This window comes from Rhizobium sp. BK512 (assembly GCF_014194915.1).
In the GTDB taxonomy this organism is placed as follows: Bacteria; Pseudomonadota; Alphaproteobacteria; order Rhizobiales; family Rhizobiaceae; genus Rhizobium.
On the sequence record NZ_JACIAS010000004.1, the window covers coordinates 350,743 to 368,493 of the forward strand.

Annotated in this window: 19 protein-coding genes; 5 read left to right on the plus strand and 14 right to left on the minus strand. The window is 59.8% G+C overall.

The annotated features are described in order from the left end of the window. The first annotated feature begins 20 nt into the window (after positions 1–20). A complete protein-coding gene (locus tag FHX06_RS16915; protein WP_112541837.1) occupies positions 21–941 on the plus strand; it encodes a DMT family transporter in 921 nt (306 codons plus the stop codon). A gap of 111 nt (positions 942–1,052) precedes the next feature. Here the strand turns inward: FHX06_RS16915 and hemW are convergent, their stop codons facing one another. The 4 genes from hemW to rph form a co-directional block, all read right to left on the minus strand. Next, positions 1,053–2,249: a radical SAM family heme chaperone HemW gene (gene hemW, locus FHX06_RS16920; protein WP_183880150.1), complete on the minus strand. Its 1,197-nt coding sequence runs from the start codon at positions 2,247–2,249 to the stop codon at positions 1,053–1,055. A gap of 14 nt (positions 2,250–2,263) precedes the next feature. Next, positions 2,264–2,908: an RdgB/HAM1 family non-canonical purine NTP pyrophosphatase gene (gene rdgB, locus FHX06_RS16925; protein WP_112970013.1), complete on the minus strand. Its 645-nt coding sequence runs from the start codon at positions 2,906–2,908 to the stop codon at positions 2,264–2,266. 9 nt (positions 2,909–2,917) lie between these two features. Next, a complete protein-coding gene (locus tag FHX06_RS16930; protein ID WP_113013100.1) occupies positions 2,918–3,334 on the minus strand; it encodes a VOC family protein in 417 nt (138 codons plus the stop codon). A 74-nt stretch (positions 3,335–3,408) separates the two neighbouring features. Further along, positions 3,409–4,125, minus strand: a complete 717-nt coding sequence (gene rph, locus FHX06_RS16935; protein ID WP_112541833.1) for a ribonuclease PH — start codon at positions 4,123–4,125, stop codon at positions 3,409–3,411. A 177-nt stretch (positions 4,126–4,302) separates the two neighbouring features. Here rph and hrcA point away from each other — a divergent pair, with 177 nt between their 5' ends. Together hrcA and grpE are read left to right on the plus strand one after the other, a co-directional pair. Further along, positions 4,303–5,391, plus strand: a complete 1,089-nt coding sequence (gene hrcA, locus FHX06_RS16940) for a heat-inducible transcriptional repressor HrcA (protein ID WP_183880152.1) — start codon at positions 4,303–4,305, stop codon at positions 5,389–5,391. Positions 5,392–5,502: 111 nt separating this feature from the next. Then, complete coding sequence (grpE, locus tag FHX06_RS16945) at positions 5,503–6,138, plus strand: nucleotide exchange factor GrpE (RefSeq protein ID WP_113146875.1); 636 nt, start codon at positions 5,503–5,505, stop codon at positions 6,136–6,138. Between the two features lie 70 nt (positions 6,139–6,208). Here the strand turns inward: grpE and FHX06_RS16950 are convergent, their stop codons facing one another. Then, entirely contained in the window at positions 6,209–7,153 is a 945-nt protein-coding gene (locus tag FHX06_RS16950; RefSeq protein ID WP_183880154.1) for a nucleoside hydrolase, read from the minus strand. A gap of 263 nt (positions 7,154–7,416) precedes the next feature. Between FHX06_RS16950 and FHX06_RS16955 the strand changes: the two genes are divergently transcribed. Next, the gene (locus FHX06_RS16955; protein ID WP_112541829.1) at positions 7,417–7,842 is read left to right on the plus strand and encodes an Hsp20 family protein; all 426 of its coding nucleotides are present in this window, start codon (positions 7,417–7,419) and stop codon (positions 7,840–7,842) included. Between the two features lie 47 nt (positions 7,843–7,889). After that, a complete protein-coding gene (locus FHX06_RS16960) occupies positions 7,890–8,147 on the plus strand; it encodes a DUF1150 family protein (protein ID WP_112541828.1) in 258 nt (85 codons plus the stop codon). A 178-nt stretch (positions 8,148–8,325) separates the two neighbouring features. Here FHX06_RS16960 and FHX06_RS16965 read toward each other — a convergent pair whose 3' ends face one another. The 9 genes from FHX06_RS16965 to FHX06_RS17005 all read right to left on the minus strand — a co-directional run bounded on the left by FHX06_RS16965 (position 8,326) and on the right by FHX06_RS17005 (position 17,740). Further along, on the minus strand, positions 8,326–9,027 hold the full coding sequence (locus FHX06_RS16965) for a tRNA (guanine(46)-N(7))-methyltransferase TrmB (RefSeq protein ID WP_183880156.1): 702 nt from the start codon (positions 9,025–9,027) through the stop codon (positions 8,326–8,328). Next, on the minus strand, positions 9,024–10,277 hold the full coding sequence (gene metK / locus FHX06_RS16970; RefSeq protein ID WP_112541826.1) for a methionine adenosyltransferase: 1,254 nt from the start codon (positions 10,275–10,277) through the stop codon (positions 9,024–9,026). The genes FHX06_RS16965 and metK overlap by 4 nt, the downstream gene beginning before the upstream one ends. A 178-nt stretch (positions 10,278–10,455) precedes the next feature. Beyond that, the gene (locus FHX06_RS16975; RefSeq protein WP_112541825.1) at positions 10,456–10,875 is read right to left on the minus strand and encodes a helix-turn-helix domain-containing protein; all 420 of its coding nucleotides are present in this window, start codon (positions 10,873–10,875) and stop codon (positions 10,456–10,458) included. A gap of 153 nt (positions 10,876–11,028) precedes the next feature. Further along, complete coding sequence (gene lnt / locus FHX06_RS16980; RefSeq protein WP_183880158.1) at positions 11,029–12,633, minus strand: apolipoprotein N-acyltransferase; 1,605 nt, start codon at positions 12,631–12,633, stop codon at positions 11,029–11,031. Positions 12,634–12,766: 133 nt separating this feature from the next. Beyond that, the gene (locus tag FHX06_RS16985) at positions 12,767–13,903 is read right to left on the minus strand and encodes a hemolysin family protein (protein WP_112541823.1); all 1,137 of its coding nucleotides are present in this window, start codon (positions 13,901–13,903) and stop codon (positions 12,767–12,769) included. After that, positions 13,900–14,415, minus strand: coding sequence for an rRNA maturation RNase YbeY (ybeY, locus tag FHX06_RS16990; protein ID WP_113013096.1), 516 nt, complete (start codon positions 14,413–14,415; stop codon positions 13,900–13,902). Before ybeY ends, FHX06_RS16985 begins: the two co-directional genes overlap by 4 nt. After that, positions 14,415–15,467 carry a PhoH family protein gene (locus FHX06_RS16995; RefSeq protein WP_112541821.1) on the minus strand — a complete coding sequence of 351 codons (1,053 nt, stop codon included), beginning with the start codon at positions 15,465–15,467 and terminating at the stop codon, positions 14,415–14,417. Before FHX06_RS16995 ends, ybeY begins: the two co-directional genes overlap by 1 nt. An 18-nt stretch (positions 15,468–15,485) precedes the next feature. Then, positions 15,486–16,895 carry a tRNA (N6-isopentenyl adenosine(37)-C2)-methylthiotransferase MiaB gene (gene miaB / locus FHX06_RS17000; RefSeq protein ID WP_183880160.1) on the minus strand — a complete coding sequence of 470 codons (1,410 nt, stop codon included), beginning with the start codon at positions 16,893–16,895 and terminating at the stop codon, positions 15,486–15,488. A 47-nt stretch (positions 16,896–16,942) separates the two neighbouring features. Then, positions 16,943–17,740: a lysophospholipid acyltransferase family protein gene (locus tag FHX06_RS17005; RefSeq protein WP_113146879.1), complete on the minus strand. Its 798-nt coding sequence runs from the start codon at positions 17,738–17,740 to the stop codon at positions 16,943–16,945. Positions 17,741–17,751 lie beyond the last annotated feature (11 nt).

The following is a 17,751-nucleotide window of genomic DNA, read 5'->3' on the forward strand; positions in this document are numbered from 1 at the left end:
AACTCGGCGAGGAGATTGTCATGTCCATCCAGAAGACCATGGGAGCCGCAGAATGGGCCATGCTGATCGTGCTGTCGCTTCTCTGGGGTGGCTCCTTCTTCTTCAACGGCATTCTCGTGAAGGCGCTGCCGCCGTTCACAATCGTGACCGGGCGTGTCCTGCTTGCCGCCATCGCACTTAATCTGATCGTGCGCGCCATGGGCCATACCATGCCGCGTGACAGGCAGAGCTGGATCGCCTTTTTCGGCATGGGGCTTCTCAACAATATGATTCCCTTCTGTCTCATCGTCTGGGGCCAGACACATATTGCGAGCGGTCTTGCCTCGATCCTCAACGCCACGACACCACTCTTTGCCGTACTCGTTGCTCATGTCCTGACGGCGGATGAAAAGCTGACGGCAAACCGTCTCTTCGGCGTGATCGTCGGCTTTGCAGGCGTTGCTTACATGATCGGCTTTGACGCGTTGAAGGATCTCGGCTCGAACGTGCTTGCCCAACTCGCAGTTCTCGGTGCTGCTTTCTCCTATTCGCTGGCCGGCATCTGGGGACGGCGATTCCGCCGGATGGGCCTTGCGCCGCTTATTCCGGCCGCCGGGCAAGTGACTGCATCCACCGTTCTGATGCTGCCGATCGCGCTGATTGTCGACCAGCCCTGGACGCTCGCCATGCCCTCCGTCGAGACCTGGCTGGCGCTATCAGGACTTGCGATCCTCTCGACGGCCGTGGCCTATGTGCTGTTCTTCCGCATACTGGCAACGGCAGGCGCCACCAATCTGATGCTGGTGACCTTCCTGATCCCCGTTAGCGCGATCCTGCTTGGCGCCGCAGCACTCGGTGAGCAGTTGCAGCTCAAACATCTGGTGGGCATGGCTTTGATCGCGGTCGGCCTTGCCGCAATCGATGGAAGGCTCGTCAATTTTGCAAGGAGACGGGCTGCTTGAGGCGGACCTGAAGCGATTCAGGAAAAAGTGTGAGCGGCAGGTTTGCGCCCGGAACTGAGTGAAGCAAGGGAGATAGAGCTTAGCCTTGTTTCGAAGAACAAGGGGAATGCTCTAGCAGGCGAGGTCCGCCACGACGGAATCAAGGATCAGCATGCCTGCCGGCGTGCAGCGCAGGCGGGAATTGCCGATCCGCTCAATGAAGCCGTGTTCCAGTAAAAATTCCTCGCGTTTCGGATCGGGATCGCGGCCAGAAAGCTGCTGCCAGCGGGCAAGATCGACACCTTCCTTCAGGCGCAGTCCCATCAGCAGCAATTCATCGGCCTGCTCATCGAAACCGAGGCGCTCGTGCTCGGTGATACCATTGCCGTCGCGTTCGACGAGGTCCAGCCAGGCTTCAGGCTTGCGCTCCGTAGCGGTCGCGACCTTCTCTGCGCCCTGCGACAGGCGACCATGCGCGCCAGGGCCGATGCCGGCATAGTCGCCATAGCGCCAGTAGGTGAGGTTATGGCGGCTCTCCGCACCCGGCCGGGCATGATTGGACACTTCATAGGCCGGCAATCCTTCGCGCTCGGTGATCTCCTGCGTGGCCTCATAGAGAGCAGCGGACTGGTCCCCATCCGGCACGATCAGCTTTCCAGCCTTATGCAGCCCGTAGAAGGGCGTGCCTTCCTCGATCGTGAGCTGATACAGCGAGAGATGGTCCACGGCATAGGAGATGGCTTCCTTGAGCTCGCGATCCCACTCCTCGACCGTCTGGTTCGGCCGCGCATAGATCAGGTCGAAAGACATGCGCGGGAAGATGTCACGCGCGAGCCTGATCGCCTTCAGCGCATCGGCGACGTCATGCAGCCGCCCAAGGAATTTGAGGTCGCGATCATTCAGGGCCTGTACACCGAGCGAGACGCGGTTCACACCGGCGGCGCGGTAGCCACGGAAACGGTCTGCTTCGACGCTGGAAGGATTGGCCTCCATCGTGATCTCGATACCGTCAGGCACATTCCAGTGCTGCGCAATGCCGTCGAGGATCGCATCGACTGTTTCCGGCTTCATCAGCGACGGCGTGCCGCCGCCGAGGAAGATGCTGGTTACCGTCTTCGGCCCGCTCATCAGGCGGGCATTGGTGATCTCTTTCAGGAAAGCTGCGACATAGCGCTCCTGATCGACGGGCTGATGCCGGACATGGCTGTTGAAATCGCAATAGGGGCACTTCGCCGCGCAGAAAGGCCAATGCACATAGACCCCGAAACCGGGCTCGCCGGTATCGGGCAGAAGCTTTGCATCGCGCGTCAACGCAGACGGATCGATCATGTTCAAGGCTCGGCCTATGCTTCCAGGCAGGTTTCGACGAAGAGCTTGAAGGCGCGGGCGCGATGCGAGAGAGCCTGCGGCTTGCCGATGTTCCAGCCGTGTTTTTCTTCCGCGCTCATCTCGCCGAAGGTCACATCATAATCTTCAGGCTGGAAGATCGGATCATAGCCGAAACCTTGCGTCCCGCGCGGCGGCCAGACGACTTTACCTTCCACTTCGCCGCGGAAAAGCTCCGTGTGACCATCCGGCCATGCAAGGCAGAGCACGCTGACAAAACGGGCAGAGCGCTGCTCGGGCTTGGTGGCGCCGGCCTTTTCCAATGCCTTCTCGACCTTCTCCATGGCCATGAAGAAATCGCGGGTGCCGTTGCCGGTTTCAGCCCAGTCGGCGGTGTAGACGCCGGGATCGCCGCCAAGCGCATCGACGACGAGGCCGGAATCGTCGGAAAGCGCCGGCATTCCGGAGGCTTGAGCCGAGGCAAGTGCCTTGATCGTGGCATTTTCCTCGAAAGTCGTCCCGGTTTCCTCGGGTTCGATGAAATTGAGTTCGGCGGCCGATTTGGCGGTGAAGCCGAGCGGCCCGATCAGATCCTGGATCTCGCGGATCTTGCCCTGGTTGTGGCTGGCGACGACAATAGTTTTGGTTTCGAGCTTACGCATAAAATATCCTTACCCCATGCCCCAGATTTTGGCCTCCGCGCATTCCAGGCTATTGCCTGAAGGGTCGCGGAAATAAATCGACCGGCCGCCCTGCGGCCATTGAACCTCGGATTCGATGCCGATGCCGGCAGCTTTCAGCTTTTGCACCATCGCATCGAGATTGTCTCCCGAAACCCTGAAGCAGGCATGCCCCCTTCCGATAGTGCCATGCGGCGGAACCTGCAGGCTGTCCGGTGCAGGCGGCTTCACCGTTTCCTCCGGGTTGAAGATCAGGAGCACGCCTGGTCCGCAGCGGAAGAACACATGACGGTTGCCAGACCGTGCGATCTTCTCAAGGCCCAGCACATCCTCGTAAAAGGCTTCTGTCGCATCGAGATCGGTTGCGTAGAGCGCAGTTTCAAGAACGCCTTCGATGGGTTGTGCCATTGCCCGCCCTTTTTTAGGCCTTGCCCCCGTAAGCAGGGACGAGGAAATTCACTGGCGAGGCTTGAATGAAAGCCTCAGGCGATGGCTTGCTTCTGCAGGTCCACCAGCCCGGCAATGCCCGCCTTGGCGAGACCCATCAGCGAGGAGAACTCCTCTTCGCTGAAAGGCGTGCCTTCCGCCGTGCCCTGGATCTCGACGATGCCGCCGGCGCCCGTCATGACGAAATTGGCGTCGGTCTCGGCCGAGGAATCCTCGAGATAGTCTAGATCGATGACCGGCTGGTTGGCGAAGATGCCGCAGGAGATCGCCGCGACATGGTCCTTCAGCACGCGGTCGGCCTTGATCATGTTGCGGGTTTCCATCCAGCGCAGGCAATCGTAAAGCGCAATCCAGCCGCCGGTGATAGAGGCCGTGCGCGTGCCGCCGTCGGCCTGAATGACGTCGCAGTCGAGCGTGATCTGCCGCTCGCCGAGGGCAGTAAGATCGACCACGGCACGCAGCGAGCGGCCGATCAGGCGCTGGATTTCCTGAGTGCGGCCGCCCTGTTTGCCGGCGGCAGCTTCGCGCTTCATTCGCTCGCCTGTCGCGCGCGGCAGCATGCCATATTCGGCTGTGACCCAGCCCTTGCCGGTGTTGCGCAGCCACGGCGGCGTCTTGTCTTCCAGGCTCGCCGTACAGAGTACGTGCGTATCGCCGAACTTCACCAGGCAGGAGCCTTCAGCATGCTTGGAAAAATTGCGCTCGAAGGAGACCTTGCGCATCTGGTCGGTTTTTCTGCCTGAAGGCCGCATTCTCTTCTCCTGAAACATGATGCCGAAAACGTGAGCGCTTTCAGGCAATGTCTTTGCATGCATTGTATCGTCGCCCGCTTCTACGATTGGCTGCGTGCATTTGCAAATTCCCTTTTGCCACGGGGGGCAGATTGGCTATATTTCCCTGATATCATTCAGTGCGGGTGCGAAAAGTTCATGAGCTACAGGTCGACATCAATATCGGATGCCGTGGCTGCGCTGGATGAACGATCGAAGGAAATCTTCCGGCGCATCGTCGAAGGCTATCTGGAGCACGGCGAGCCGCTCGGCTCCCGCAATCTTTCGCGTCTTCTGCCGATGTCTCTGTCGCCTGCCTCCGTTCGCAACGTCATGAGCGATCTGGAAGAGCTTGGTCTCATCTATTCGCCGCATGTCAGCGCCGGGCGCCTGCCGACCCAGATCGGGCTGCGCTTCTTCGTCGATGCCTTCATGCAGGTCGGTGACCTCTCGGCAGAAGAACGTGCCAGCATCGACCGCCAGGTGCGGGCCGGAAGCCGCGACAATCCGGTGGAATCGATGATGAATGAGGCGAGCCGCATGCTCTCGGGCATTTCGCGCGGCGCCGGCCTTGTCATAACTTCCAAGAGCGACCCGGTTCTGAAACATGTCGAGTTCATCCGCCTGGAACCTACCAAGGCGCTGGCTGTTCTTGTCGGTGACCACGATCAGGTGGAAAACCGCATTATAGAACTGCCCGCAGGTGTTACCTCGTCGCAACTCACCGAGGCTGCCAATTTCCTCAATGCACACATGACCGGGCAGACGCTGCCGGAATTGCGCTTGCAATTGGGCCAGCTGAAAGATGAAGTTCGCCATGAACTCGACGCACTGTCGCGCGACCTCGTGGAGCGCGGCGTCGCCGTGTGGGCCGGCAACTCGGACGATACCAAGCCGGCACAGCTCATCATCCGCGGCCGAGCAAACCTGCTGGAAGGCGTAGGCGGCGCGGAAGACCTCGACCGGCTGCGCCTGCTATTCGATGATCTGGAGAAGAAGGACAGCTTGATCGAGCTCCTGAACCTTGCCGAAAGCGGGCCGGGCGTACGCATTTTCATCGGTTCGGAAAACAAGCTTTTCTCACTTTCCGGCTCCTCGCTCATTGTGGCGCCCTATCGCGATGACGACGACCGCATCGTTGGCGCGGTAGGAGTGATCGGTCCCACGCGGCTCAATTATTCCCGCATCGTGCCGATGGTGGACTATACGGCGCAGCTCGTGTCGCGCCTTTCGCGCGGATCTCTCTGATCCCTTGCGCAAAACAGGCGGAATTTTAGCTTCTTCGTAACGCAGACTTGATTTTTTCCGGCCAAACATCGATATCGGGCGCATCTGAGAATACACGAACCGGAGACCGTCATGACTGATGAAACGACGAAGAACGGACCTGACGCGGCTGCGGCGGAAGCCACAGCCGACGCCGCCGCAAACGTCGAGAATGAAGCCGTGAAGGAAGCAGCCGCAGGCGAACCAGATGCGCTTGAGCTTCTGAAGGCCGAGAATACGGAATTGCGCGACCGCTACCTGCGGCTCGCTGCCGAAATGGATAATCTGCGCCGCCGCACGGAGCGCGAGGTCAAGGACGCCAAGTCCTATTCCGTCGCAGGCTTCGCCCGCGACATGCTGGCCGTCTCGGACAATCTGCGCCGTGCGATCGATGCCATTCCGCCGGAAGCCAGGGCTGCCGCCGACGCTGGCCTGACGACATTGATCGAAGGTGTCGAGATGACCGAGCGCTCCATGCTCTCGGCTCTCGAGCGCCACGGCGTTCGCAAGCTGGAGCCGGTCGGCCAGAAGTTCGACCCGAACTTCCATCAGGCGATGTTCGAAGTGCCGAATACCGAAGTGCCGAATAATACGGTTGTACAGGTCGTACAGGCCGGTTTCTCCATCGGTGAGCGCGTGCTGCGCCCAGCCATGGTCGGCGTCGCCAAGGGTGGCCCGAAACTCGTAGAGGCCGAGGCCAACTCGGTTCTGGACGAGAAGGACGCCTGAGAGGCCAGGACATCTAACAATTAAAAAGGCCGCGTCAGCGGCCTTTCTGTTTCCGTTGGAGAGTAACGGATCAGATCCGCGCGAAACGCTCGATCAGAAGATCGAAGAAACCGTCGGAATCCACAGAGCGCATGACCTTTGCATTACGCTTTCGGTCGGTCACATGCCACCAGTCGACAACGGTCATGCCGACCGTCAGTTCGGATGTCACCTCGATCTCGACATTGCAGTCCCGGCCCCTGAAGAGGTCCGGTTTCAGTAGATAGGCGATGGTCGTCGGATCATGCAGCGGACCGCCGTCCGAGCCGTATTTTTCGATGTCGAAGCGCTCGAAGAATTCCAGCATCTCGACCATCGCCTTGGCCGGCGCGGTGCCGATATCGGCCATGCGCTTCACCCGGTCCTTGCGGGTCAGCAACTGGTGCGTCACATCGAGCGGCATCATGACGACCGGCACGCCCGAGCGGAACACGATATCGGCGGCTTCCGGATCGACATAGATGTTGAATTCGGCAGCCGGCGTGATGTTGCCGCCTTCGAAGAAGCCGCCCCCCATCATGACGAGTTCGCGGATGCGCGGGACGATATCCGGCGCCTTCTGGAAAGCCAGGCCGATATTGGTCAGCGGACCGAGCGTACAGAGCGTGACGGTGCCCTCCGGCTCGCGTCGCAGCGTTTCGATGATGAAGTCGACCGAATGCTGCGCCTGCAGCGGCATCGTGGGCTGTGGAAGCGTCGGGCCATCGAGGCCTGTCTTGCCATGCACGTGCTCGGCGGTGACGAGGTTGCGGGCGATCGGTCGGTCGGCGCCGGCAAAGACCTTGATATCGGTCCGCTCGCACAATTCGCAGATGATACGCGCGTTGCGGCTGGTGAACGACAGCGGCACATTGCCGGCAACGGTGGTGATGCCCAACACCTCAAGCTCTTCCGGGCTACCGAAGGCCAGCATGATCGCGGCGGCATCGTCCTGGCCGGGGTCGGTGTCGATAATGATTTTTCTCGGTTCTGCCATCCGAATCGTTCCATCCTCTGGTGCGCGACGCCTGGCATGCACCTTTTCATTGTCTTTACGCTCCCGTCGCAAATCAACACAGCGCGCCGGAGCATGTTTTGATGCGGGGCGCTGCGCCCTTTGTCAAGGAAGCGATCAAAATGCGGGAGGCCCGGCCGGCGGCCATCATGCCTTGCAGCAGGCAAGCGTCGTCCCCATATTAGCGGTACCCGGATGCTGCATGTGAGGTCCGGGAAGGTCGCTTGCATCAAGGACTTTGGAAGATGAGCCGCATTACCCCTTTCGCCAGCCCGCTGCTTTTGGGCTTCGATGCCATGGAAAAGACGCTCGAGCGGATTTCCAAGGCCAGCGACGGTTATCCGCCCTATAATATCGAACGCATCGCCGCCGGTCACGACGCGCCGGAGCGGCTTCGCATCACGCTTGCAGTCGCCGGTTTCAGCGAAGAAGAGCTTGATGTGTCAATTGAGGAAAACCAGCTTCTGATCCGCGGCCGCCAGGTCGATCAGGGCGAGCGCGATTACCTCTATCGCGGCATTGCCGCCAGACAGTTCCAGCGCACCTTCGTTCTCGCCGATGGCATGCAGGTCTTGGGCGCAATCCTTAAGAACGGCCTGCTTTCGGTTGATCTAATTCGCCCGGAACCGGCGCGTATGGTCAAGAAAATTAACATTTCGGTTTCACAGTAGCACAACGGTTTGTTGAACCGTTGGTCCCTTCTCTCGGAGGAACAGGAATGTTGATGAAAGAAGCCACGTCGCGTCTGACCAAGTCTGAACTTGCCGGTATCGGCAATGGCGAGGTCGCCTATATCCGCAAAATTCGCAATGAAGAGGTCTCCAAATGCTTCCCCGAGGCTCCGGATATCGATCCGAGCGTTGATCTCTGGGCATTGTTTGGCGCCGATGGTACGCCGATCCTGCTGACCGATAATCGCTCCAGCACCTTCTTCAAGGCAGCTGAAGACGAACTGAAAACGGTCAGCCTGCATTGATCGAAACCGGCCCGCCGAGCACGGCTGGCCGACGAATGCATGTGTGAAGATCGTAATGGGCGATGCAAGGGACTGACGTCAGTCCCTTGCCCACACGCTAGCTGCTTTGCAGCATTTCCCTATTCTCGAAAAATTCCACTCAGCGGCAACGCCGTCGAAATTGATCCGTCTAGTCGGGTTAGACGCGCTTGAAGGTGAGATAGGCCGAAGAGCGGCCCTCACGACGGGCCTTGGCTTCATAGCGGGTGCTCGGCCAGCCCTCATAGGGCGTCAGCCAGTCAGCCGCATTCTGTGCCATCCATTCGAAGCCGCCATGGTTGCGGCATTTCAGGAGCGTCCAGTTCACATAGGTGTCGATGTCGGAGGCGAAGCAGAACAGCCCGCCCGGCTTCAGCACGCGATGAAAACGGTCAAGATTGGTCTTGGAGACGAAGCGCCGCTTCCAGTGTTTCCGTTTCGGCCAGGGGTCCGGATAGAGCAGGTCGATCTGGTCGAGGCAATGATCGGGAAGCCAGTCGAGGAGCTGTGTGGCGTCGTCGTTGTAGACGCGCACGTTGCGGGCACCGGTCTCATCGACGCGTGCAAGCAGCTTCTGCATGGAATTGATGAATGGCTCGACGCCAATAAAGCCCGTCGAAGGCGTTTCCAGCGCTCTGTGGATCAAATGCTCGCCACCGCCGAAGCCGATCTCCAGCCGCAACCTTTGGACCCCATCGGGGAAAAGCGCTTTCAGCGGCTCCGGTGGAGCCGCCGAGAGATCGACGATGAATGCCGGGAGCAGGGTAGAGAGCCTTTCGGCCTGCTGCTCGCGCAGAGCCTTTCCCTTGCGGCGACCGAAAAAGGCTTCGGTCGCCCGACCCCGGCGTTCCATGTCCGTCATGCAGCGGCCTTGGTCTTGACGGCTTCCTTGAGCGCCTTCACGAGGTCCGTGCGCTCCCAGGAGAACGAGCCGTCGCGACCGGCCTTGCGGCCGAAGTGACCGTAAGCCGACGTCTTCGCATAAATCGGCTTGTTGAGGTCAAGGTGACGGCGGATGCCCGACGGCGAAAGGTCCATGTTCTGGCGGATCGCCGCCTCGACCTGATCCTCGGAAACGCCCTTGCCCGTGCCATGCAGGTCGACATAGATCGACAGCGGCTGCGCGACGCCGATGGCGTAGGAGAGCTGGATCGTGCAGCGGTCGGCGAGACCGGCGGCAACGACGTTCTTGGCGAGATAGCGGGCTGCATAGGCAGCCGAACGGTCGACCTTGGTCGTGTCCTTGCCGGAGAATGCGCCACCGCCGTGGGGAGCCGCACCGCCGTAGGTGTCGACGATGATCTTGCGGCCAGTGAGGCCGGCGTCACCGTCCGGGCCGCCGATGACGAACTTGCCGGTGGGGTTGATGTACCACTTGCAATCGTCGGCGATCTTCAGGTCGCCGAGGGCTTCGCGGATATAGGGCTCGACGACGCTGCGAACCTTCTTCGAGTCCCAGCTGTCGTCGAGATGCTGGGTGGAAAGAACGATCGAAGTGGCTTCTGCCGGCTTGCCGTCGACATAGCGCACGGTCACCTGGCTCTTGGCATCGGGGCCGAGCTTGGCAACTTCGCCTTCGCCCTTCTTGCGCGCGGCCGCAAGCAGCTGCAGGATCTTGTGAGAATAGTAGATCGGCGCCGGCATGAGGTCAGGCGTTTCCTTGCAGGCGTAGCCGAACATGATGCCCTGGTCGCCGGCACCTTCATCGCCCTGCTGGTCGGCGGCGCTGTCGACGCCCTGGGCAATGTCGGCCGACTGCGAATGCAGGAGCACGTCGATCTTGGCCTTCTTCCAGTGGAAGCCGTCCTGCTCGTAGCCGATATCCTTGATGGCGCGACGGGCCGCAGCCTTGAACTTCGACGGATTGATGACGTCGTTGCCGTCTTTGTCCTTCTTCATCAGGCTCGGCGGCAGGCGAACTTCACCAGCGATGACGACGCGGTTGGTGGTCGCCAGAGTTTCGCAGGCAATGCGCACGCCCCACGGATTGATGCCGGTCTTTGCCGCTTCGCGGTAGACCAGATCGACGATCTCGTCGGAGATGCGGTCACACACCTTGTCCGGGTGACCTTCGGCAACAGATTCGCTGGTAAAGAAATAGTTCGCGCGCATTCCGGGATTCCCCTCAAAGAATAAAAGCGGTCTAGTAGGTACTCATTTCGTGCTCTGATGACAAGCACAGAAGGACATAAATATATCTTTATATCTGGGGCGAAATGACAAATTTTGCCCCAAAAACGCAAAAAGGCGGCCTTTTGAGCCGCCTTAAGCTTTCCGAGCGTGGAGACGCTCAGTCGGAATCGGCTTCCGCCGCCAGTGCCTTCACCAGTTCGACGACTTTGCGACGAACCTTGGGATCGGTGATCTTCACAAATGCGCGGTTGAGCTGGAGTCCTTCCGAAGAGGAGAGGAAATCGACAACATAGTTCGAGCTCGAGGTTTCCGCCATGCCGGTCAAGGCACCGGAATGTTCACCGGGAGCGTCTTCGAAGAAGAAGGAAACCGGGACGTTGAGGATGCTCGAAATGTTCTGCAGGCGGCTGGCGCCAACGCGGTTGGTGCCCTTCTCGTATTTCTGGATTTGCTGAAAGGTGATGCCGAGGCTTTCGCCGAGCTTCTCCTGGCTCATGCCTAACATGGTACGGCGAAGTCGAATGCGGCTACCGACATGGATGTCGATAGGATTCGGCTTCTTCTTATTTTCAATCATGGTCGTGCCCTAGCAAAGAAAAATTCAACCCTGTTCTAACCGGCATGCCCTGACCTCATTCCGTAACGCCACGTTGCAAGTCGCGATAACCCACCTTGAAGCATACGTTACTAACGCCGATTGCGACCACTATGCAATTTTAGGGGTTTTTGGTCAATTCAACCTGGAAATAAAACCCCTGCGTGAAATTAGCGCAATGGCCATCAGTAACGTTTCAGTCAACCAGAAGTACGTTTGGCGGGGATATGGGCTTCCAGTGTTTTTTTGCAATCCATCGAGAGTTGCATCAATAAAGCCCATTTCGTCCAATTTAAGACCTGCAACGATTTCGCCGCGTGCGTCTACAACCGCCGAAATTCCGCTATTCGCATCGCGAATCAGCGGCAGACCGGTCTCGACCGCCCGTACGCGTGCCTGCTGAAAATGCTGGTAAGGACCCGGCGTCGAGCCGAACCAGCTGTCATTCGTGATGTTGAGAATGGCGTTCGCTTGGCCGATGTCGCCGGTCATTTCGTCCGGGAAGATGATCTCGTAGCAGACGAGCGGATAGAATTTCAGCCCGCTCGGAAGTTCGAGCAGATGACGGCTGGCGGCTGCCGAAAAGCCGCCCGGCATCTCCACCACATTCTGGATGCCGAGTTCGTTGAGCATGTCTTCGAAGGGAAGATATTCACCGAAAGGAACGAGATGCACCTTGTCGGAGGCGGCGACGATCTGCCCCCGCCCGTCGATCACATAGATCGAATTATAGTAGCGGGTAGGATAGCCGGGGCCGAGTTCTTCAGCGCGGACGGCGCCCGCGATCAGGATCTGGTCGTCATCGAGCGTGTCGGCAATCCGGGTCAATGCATCCTGGTTGTCTGTGAGGATGAAGGGGATCGAGGTTTCCGGCCAGACGATGATGTCGGGCTTCTTGCCACCGTCCTTGGGAGGCTCACTTGAGAGCTTGAGATGGGTCTCGAAGATAGCCTCGCGATCCGCATCGCTGTCCATCTTGGCCGTCTGGTCGATTGCCGGCTGCACGAGGCGCACCACGGGCCGTTTGTCCTCGGGTAATGCTTCGGGTTTCGGCGCGAGATAGAGAATGTAGGCGCCATAACCGAGATGCACTGCAAAGAGGATCGCCGCGAGGCTGACGCCGAGTTTCGCTCCCTGTCGGGTTCCGATGAGGGCAGGGGCAGCAAAGACGAAGACCGAGAGAGCGGTGACCCCCATGGTGCCGATCACATGCGCCGACTGCATCATGATAGGCATCGGCATCATGGCATAGCCGATGGCGTTCCACGGAAACCCTGTGAAGATGAAGCTGCGCACCCACTCAAGCAAGCCGAAGCTGGCAGCAAGTGCTGCAATCCGCCCCATGCCGTCGGACCAGAAGATACGCGCAAGAGCCGCGGCCAAGCCGTAGAAGACGGCAAGACAGGCCGGAAGCCCGAGGATTGCGAGCGGCAAGGCCCAGGCAAATTCATCTGAATCGATCAGCAGTGCATGCCCGAGCCACCAGAGCCCGGCAACGAAATAGCCGAAGCCGAACAGCCAGCCCGTGGCGAATGCCGGCCAGAGCCTGCCGGCAAGGCTGCTTTCGGGCGAAGCGGCCGCCCCGTCGATCAGCCAGACGAGCAGCGTGAAGGAGACGAACATCGCCGCGAAGAAGCCGATCGGAGGCAGCGCCAGGACACCGAATGCGCCGGCGGCGATCGCAAGCAATGACCGTTTGAACCCCCAGACGAGGATAATCCTGTCCGCAAGCCGCTCCATGCGCACTCCCATCAAAGCCGCGAATCAATCCAATCGCAGTCTTTCAAAAAAGCGCGCGCTTGTCGTCTTGCGGGATCGGACAGAAAATCGAAATCCGCTTTCGGAAAGCCCGACACTGCGTTCTTGGGAAGGGTCAGTTTGCAGTCGATTCCGCAGGCCGGTCGTCGTTGCCGTCGCCGATGGACGGTCCGTCACCATCTGCCTTGGCGCGACGGCGGATTGCCTGGCGCTTGCGGGTGATGCGCACCCGCTTGATGCGCCGCGGATCCGCGTCGAGGATGTGGAATTCGAAATCCGGCAGGGCCTGGACGACTTCTCCACGCACGGGGATGCGCCCCAGTGCGGAGAAGATCAGGCCGCCCAGCGTATCGACTTCATCAATCTGCTCGCTGATGTCGAAATCCGGCCCGATGGCCTCGGCAATCTCCTCGAGCTCGACGCGGGCATCGGCAACGAACATGTCTTCCGAAACACGTTTGAACATGACTTCTTCATCGTCATGCTCGTCATCGATATCGCCGATCACCATCTCGACGATGTCTTCATGCGAGGCAAGGCCGTCCGTGCCGCCATATTCGTCGATGACCAGCGCCATCTGTGTGCGGTTCACCTGCATGCGACGCAGGAGATCGGATGCCAGCATGGAAGGCGGCACGAAAAGGATCTGTCTGATAATGCCCGTCTCGGCGAGCGTCTTCTGCAGGTCGACGCGTCCGAGATCGAAATTCGGCTTGGCCGAGCGCGCCACCTTCTGGAGGTTCTCCAGAGAGACTTCGATCGTCGGCGCGCCCGCCGCCGGCTTCGTGCCGCCGCGGCGCTTGTTACGCGCCTGCTTGGCGACATAGGAAAGAAGGTCGCGGATATGCACCATGCCGCGCGGGTCATCGAGCGTTTCGGCATAAACCGGCATGCGCGAGCGACCGCTTTCCTCGAAGAGGATCATCAGTTCGCCGATCGTGATGTTCTGGTCGACCGCCTCGATATCGGCGCGCGGCACCATGACGTCGGCAACGCGCACCTCACGGAAGCGCAGGATATTGTGGAGCATTGCCCGTTCGTCGGGCGAAAACGCGTCCGCTGCAGCCGGGTCGGTCATCAGCGCGTCGGCAATATCTTCGCGCAGACGCGAGCCCTGTTGTGGTCTCAAGATGCGCGCGGCGCGTGACCAGAAGGATTGCGGTCGGTGTCGACTACTTCCACCCTCGTCGGAAGAGGAGGATTGGTCGGAGTCCTTGGCGTCTGACGCCGGCTTCGTTGAAAAGTCGCTCATGGTTCCATTTTAAGGTCTTGACCCTCGTAGGGGTCAGATAGGCCGAGTACTGCCAAAATGCGAGTCTCCAGCCCCTCCATAATTTCGGCTTCGTCATTATTCATATGGTCGTAGCCGAGCAGATGCAAGAAACCATGCACCATAAGGTGGGTCAGATGATCGTCAAAGCTCTTTTCGAGCTCTTGCGCTTCGCGCTCCACCGTTTCCAGGGCGATGATGATATCGCCGAGCATCGGGCCCGGCATTTTGCCGGGTTTGACCGGAAAAGCCGGAAACGACAGCACGTTGGTCGGCTTGTCCTTGCCGCGCCATTCCGCATTGATGTCCTGGATGGAGGCATCGTCGGTGAAGACGAGCGAAACTTCCGGCGGCATCGTCGGGAAGGGTTGTTTTTCCTCTTCCCGCAGATAAGTGACAGCCGCGCCCAACACCCGTTCGGCAAGGGCATGCAATACATCTTCGGCGGGCCAGCCCGTGTCCTCGATGCTGATCTGTATGTCGAGCTCGGCCATCAGTCCTGCCGGCTGGCCTCTTCGTTTGCCGCAGTATAGGTCGCGTCATAGGCCTTGACGATGCGACCGACGAGCGGATGGCGAACGACGTCGACATCCTTGAACCGCGTGATCGAGATACCCTCGACATCGTTCAACAGATGAAGGGCTTCAACGAGGCCGGATTTGACGCCGCGTGGCAGGTCGATCTGGCTCGGGTCGCCGGTGATGATCATGCGGGAGTTTTCGCCGAGACGAGTCAAGAACATCTTCATCTGCATCGAGGTGGTATTCTGTGCCTCGTCGAGGATGATGGCGGCATTGGCAAGCGTACGGCCACGCATGAAGGCGAGCGGCGCGATTTCGATGACGCCGGCAGTGATCGCCCGTTCGACCTTGTCACCCGGGATCATGTCGTAGAGTGCGTCATAAAGCGGGCGCAGATAGGGATCGACCTTTTCCTTCATATCACCAGGCAGGAAGCCCAGACGTTCCCCGGCTTCGACGGCCGGTCTCGAAAGGATGATCTTTTCGACCGCGCCGCGTTCCAGAAGCTGGGCGGCCTGGGCGACGGCGAGATAGGTTTTGCCGGTACCGGCCGGGCCGACGCCGAACACCATCTCCGAGCGCTCGAGCGCCCGCATATAGGCATCCTGTGTCGGCGTGCGCGCGATGATCGTCTTTTTGCGCGTCGAAATCTGCGCCATCGTCAATTTGGCTTTTTTCTCCATCGTCGGCAGCGTGAGCTGGTCGTCGGCGGCAACCGCCATGCGAATTGCCCCTTCAACGTCTGAACGCTCCACACTGCCGCCTTTCTGGAGTTTTTCATAGAGGTAATCGAGTGTGCGTCGCGCTTGATTGGTGGCCAGCACATCGCCGGTGATCACGACGGAGTTGCCTCGCGCTCGCGCATCGATATTGAGCCGCTGTTCCAGAAGCTTCAGGTTCTGATCGAACTGTCCGAAGAGTTCGCTGGCGAACCGGTTGTTCTCGAACGTCAGGACGAAGTGATTGGCGTCGCTCGCAATGCGTGGGTGGCGCGGTGAAGAAGAAACCAATTCCTGTCCGTTCAAGCGGTCGAGCTCCCTGGGTTAAACCTCAGCCTCTGCGCGTTCGGCAAACAGGCTGTTGGTTCCGGTTCCTGTGATTCGCACTTTAATAATGTCACCGATTTGCGATGCTTTTGCATCAACATTCACGGACTGCAGCCACGGCGATCTGCCAATAAGCTGACCAGGCATGCGGCCCGGCTTTTCCAGGAGGAGATCGATTTCCTTGCCGATGCAGGACTCGTTGAATGCCTGCGTCTGCTTGAGAAGCAGCGCCTGCAGGCGTTCCAGCCGTTCTGCCTTGATATCTTCCGGCACCTGGTCCTTCAATTCCGCACCGGGCGTGCCCGGCCGCGTCGAATATTTGAACGAGAAGGCCTGTGCATAACGAACCTCCTCAACGAGTTTTAGTGTATCCTCAAATTCCCGGTCTGTCTCCCCCGGAAAGCCGGTTATGAAGTCGCCTGAAAGCGCAATGTCAGGGCGGGCCTTGCGGATGCGCTCGATGAGCGAAAGATATTCCGCTGCCGTGTGGCGACGGTTCATGGCTTTCAGAATTCGGTCCGATCCGGCCTGAACGGGAAGGTGCAGATAGGGCATCAGCGTCCGAAGGTCGCGATGCGCCGCGATCAGCCGATCGTCCATGTCCCGCGGGTGGCTCGTCGTGTAGCGAAGCCGCGCAAGGCCGGGGATATCGGCAAGCCGGTAGAGCAGGTCGCCGAGGCTCCACTCTTCGTCCTTGGGACCGACGCCGTGCCAAGCATTGACGTTCTGGCCGAGCAGGGTGATTTCGCGCACGCCGGCTTCGACAAGCTTCATCGCCTCCTCGACGATCTGCGACACCGGCCGCGACACCTCCGACCCGCGCGTATAAGGCACGACGCAGAAGGTGCAGAACTTGTCGCAGCCTTCCTGAACCGTCAGGAAGGCTGTTACACCACGGGCACGGATTTTCGGTGCCTCGGCGATCGGCAGATGCTCGAACTTGTCTTCGATCGCATATTCCGTATCGACGACGCGGTGGCCTTCCTTGGCGCGGCGGAGCGCTTCCGGCAGGCGATGATAGGTCTGCGGGCCAATAACGACATCGACCGCCGGCGCACGCCGAAGGATCTCTTCGCCTTCGGCCTGCGCGACGCAGCCAGCGACACCAATCATCATCTCGCGGCCGTCGGCAGCCTTGCGCTTTTTCATCTCCCGCAGGCGCCCAAGCGCGGAATAGACCTTCTCGGCCGCCTTCTCGCGGATATGGCAGGTATTGAGCAGGACGAGGTCGGCCTCTTCCATGTCCTCGGTCGGCTCATAGCCGTCGCGGGCAAGAGCATCGCTCATGCGGGTCGAGTCGTAGACGTTCATCTGACAGCCATAGGTCTTGATGAAAACCTTGCGGCTGTTGGAGCCATCGCGGAGAGAGGTCTCCGGGGCCTGAAGAAGGGCGTTGTCCTGGGTCATGGCGGCTATTTAGTGGTTTTTACCGCGCGAGAAAAGGGACTCTCGGTTCAGCCGATATTACGGCCGCGCAAGCTGCTGTTCAGCAGGTTGCGGATGCGGGCGGAGATCGTGGTGCTGACTGTCTTGCGATTGGTCTTCTCGCCATATTCGACCGCCTCGCCAAACGAGACTTCGACATCGATTGCGCCGCATTTCAGGATGTCGGTCAGATGCGGCAGAAGCTCTATATCGCCGGGCCAGGCTGCAAGTGGACGATGGTAGCGGCCCATGGCGATGCCATGCACCTGAGTATAGGCAATCGCCACCGGCTGCACCATCACCGCGCCGGTCGGGGAATGGGGCACGGCCATGGCGGCTGCACCGAAGAGCGACGATTTGACCTCCAGCAGGCGGTTACCGTCCGACGTCGTCCCCTCGGGAAACAGCACGACGATTTCACCGTCGGCCATGCGGCCTGCGATCTCGCTCGCCTGATCGCCCGTGCGGCGTTTTTCTTCCCGCACCACGAAGACACTCTTCTGCAGCTTGGCAAGCATCCCGAAGATCGGCCAGTCGCGAACCTCGATCTTGGCGATGAAGGCGACGTCGGCTACCGCCGACATGACCATGATATCCATCCACGAGGAATGGTTGGAGCAGAGCATCAGCGGCCGGCGGCCCTCGAGTTCGCCGCGCACGCGGATGCGGATGCCGAGACAATAGCAGACGATACGATGCCAGCGGCGGGGAAGGGTACGCCGGAGTTTCCAGTCGAAATGCAGCGCCAGGATCTGCAGCGGCATGAGAAGGATGCTGACGACAATGATGGTGGTAAGCGCGAAGAAAATGCGCAGCCGGACGATCAAATGTGGCGCTC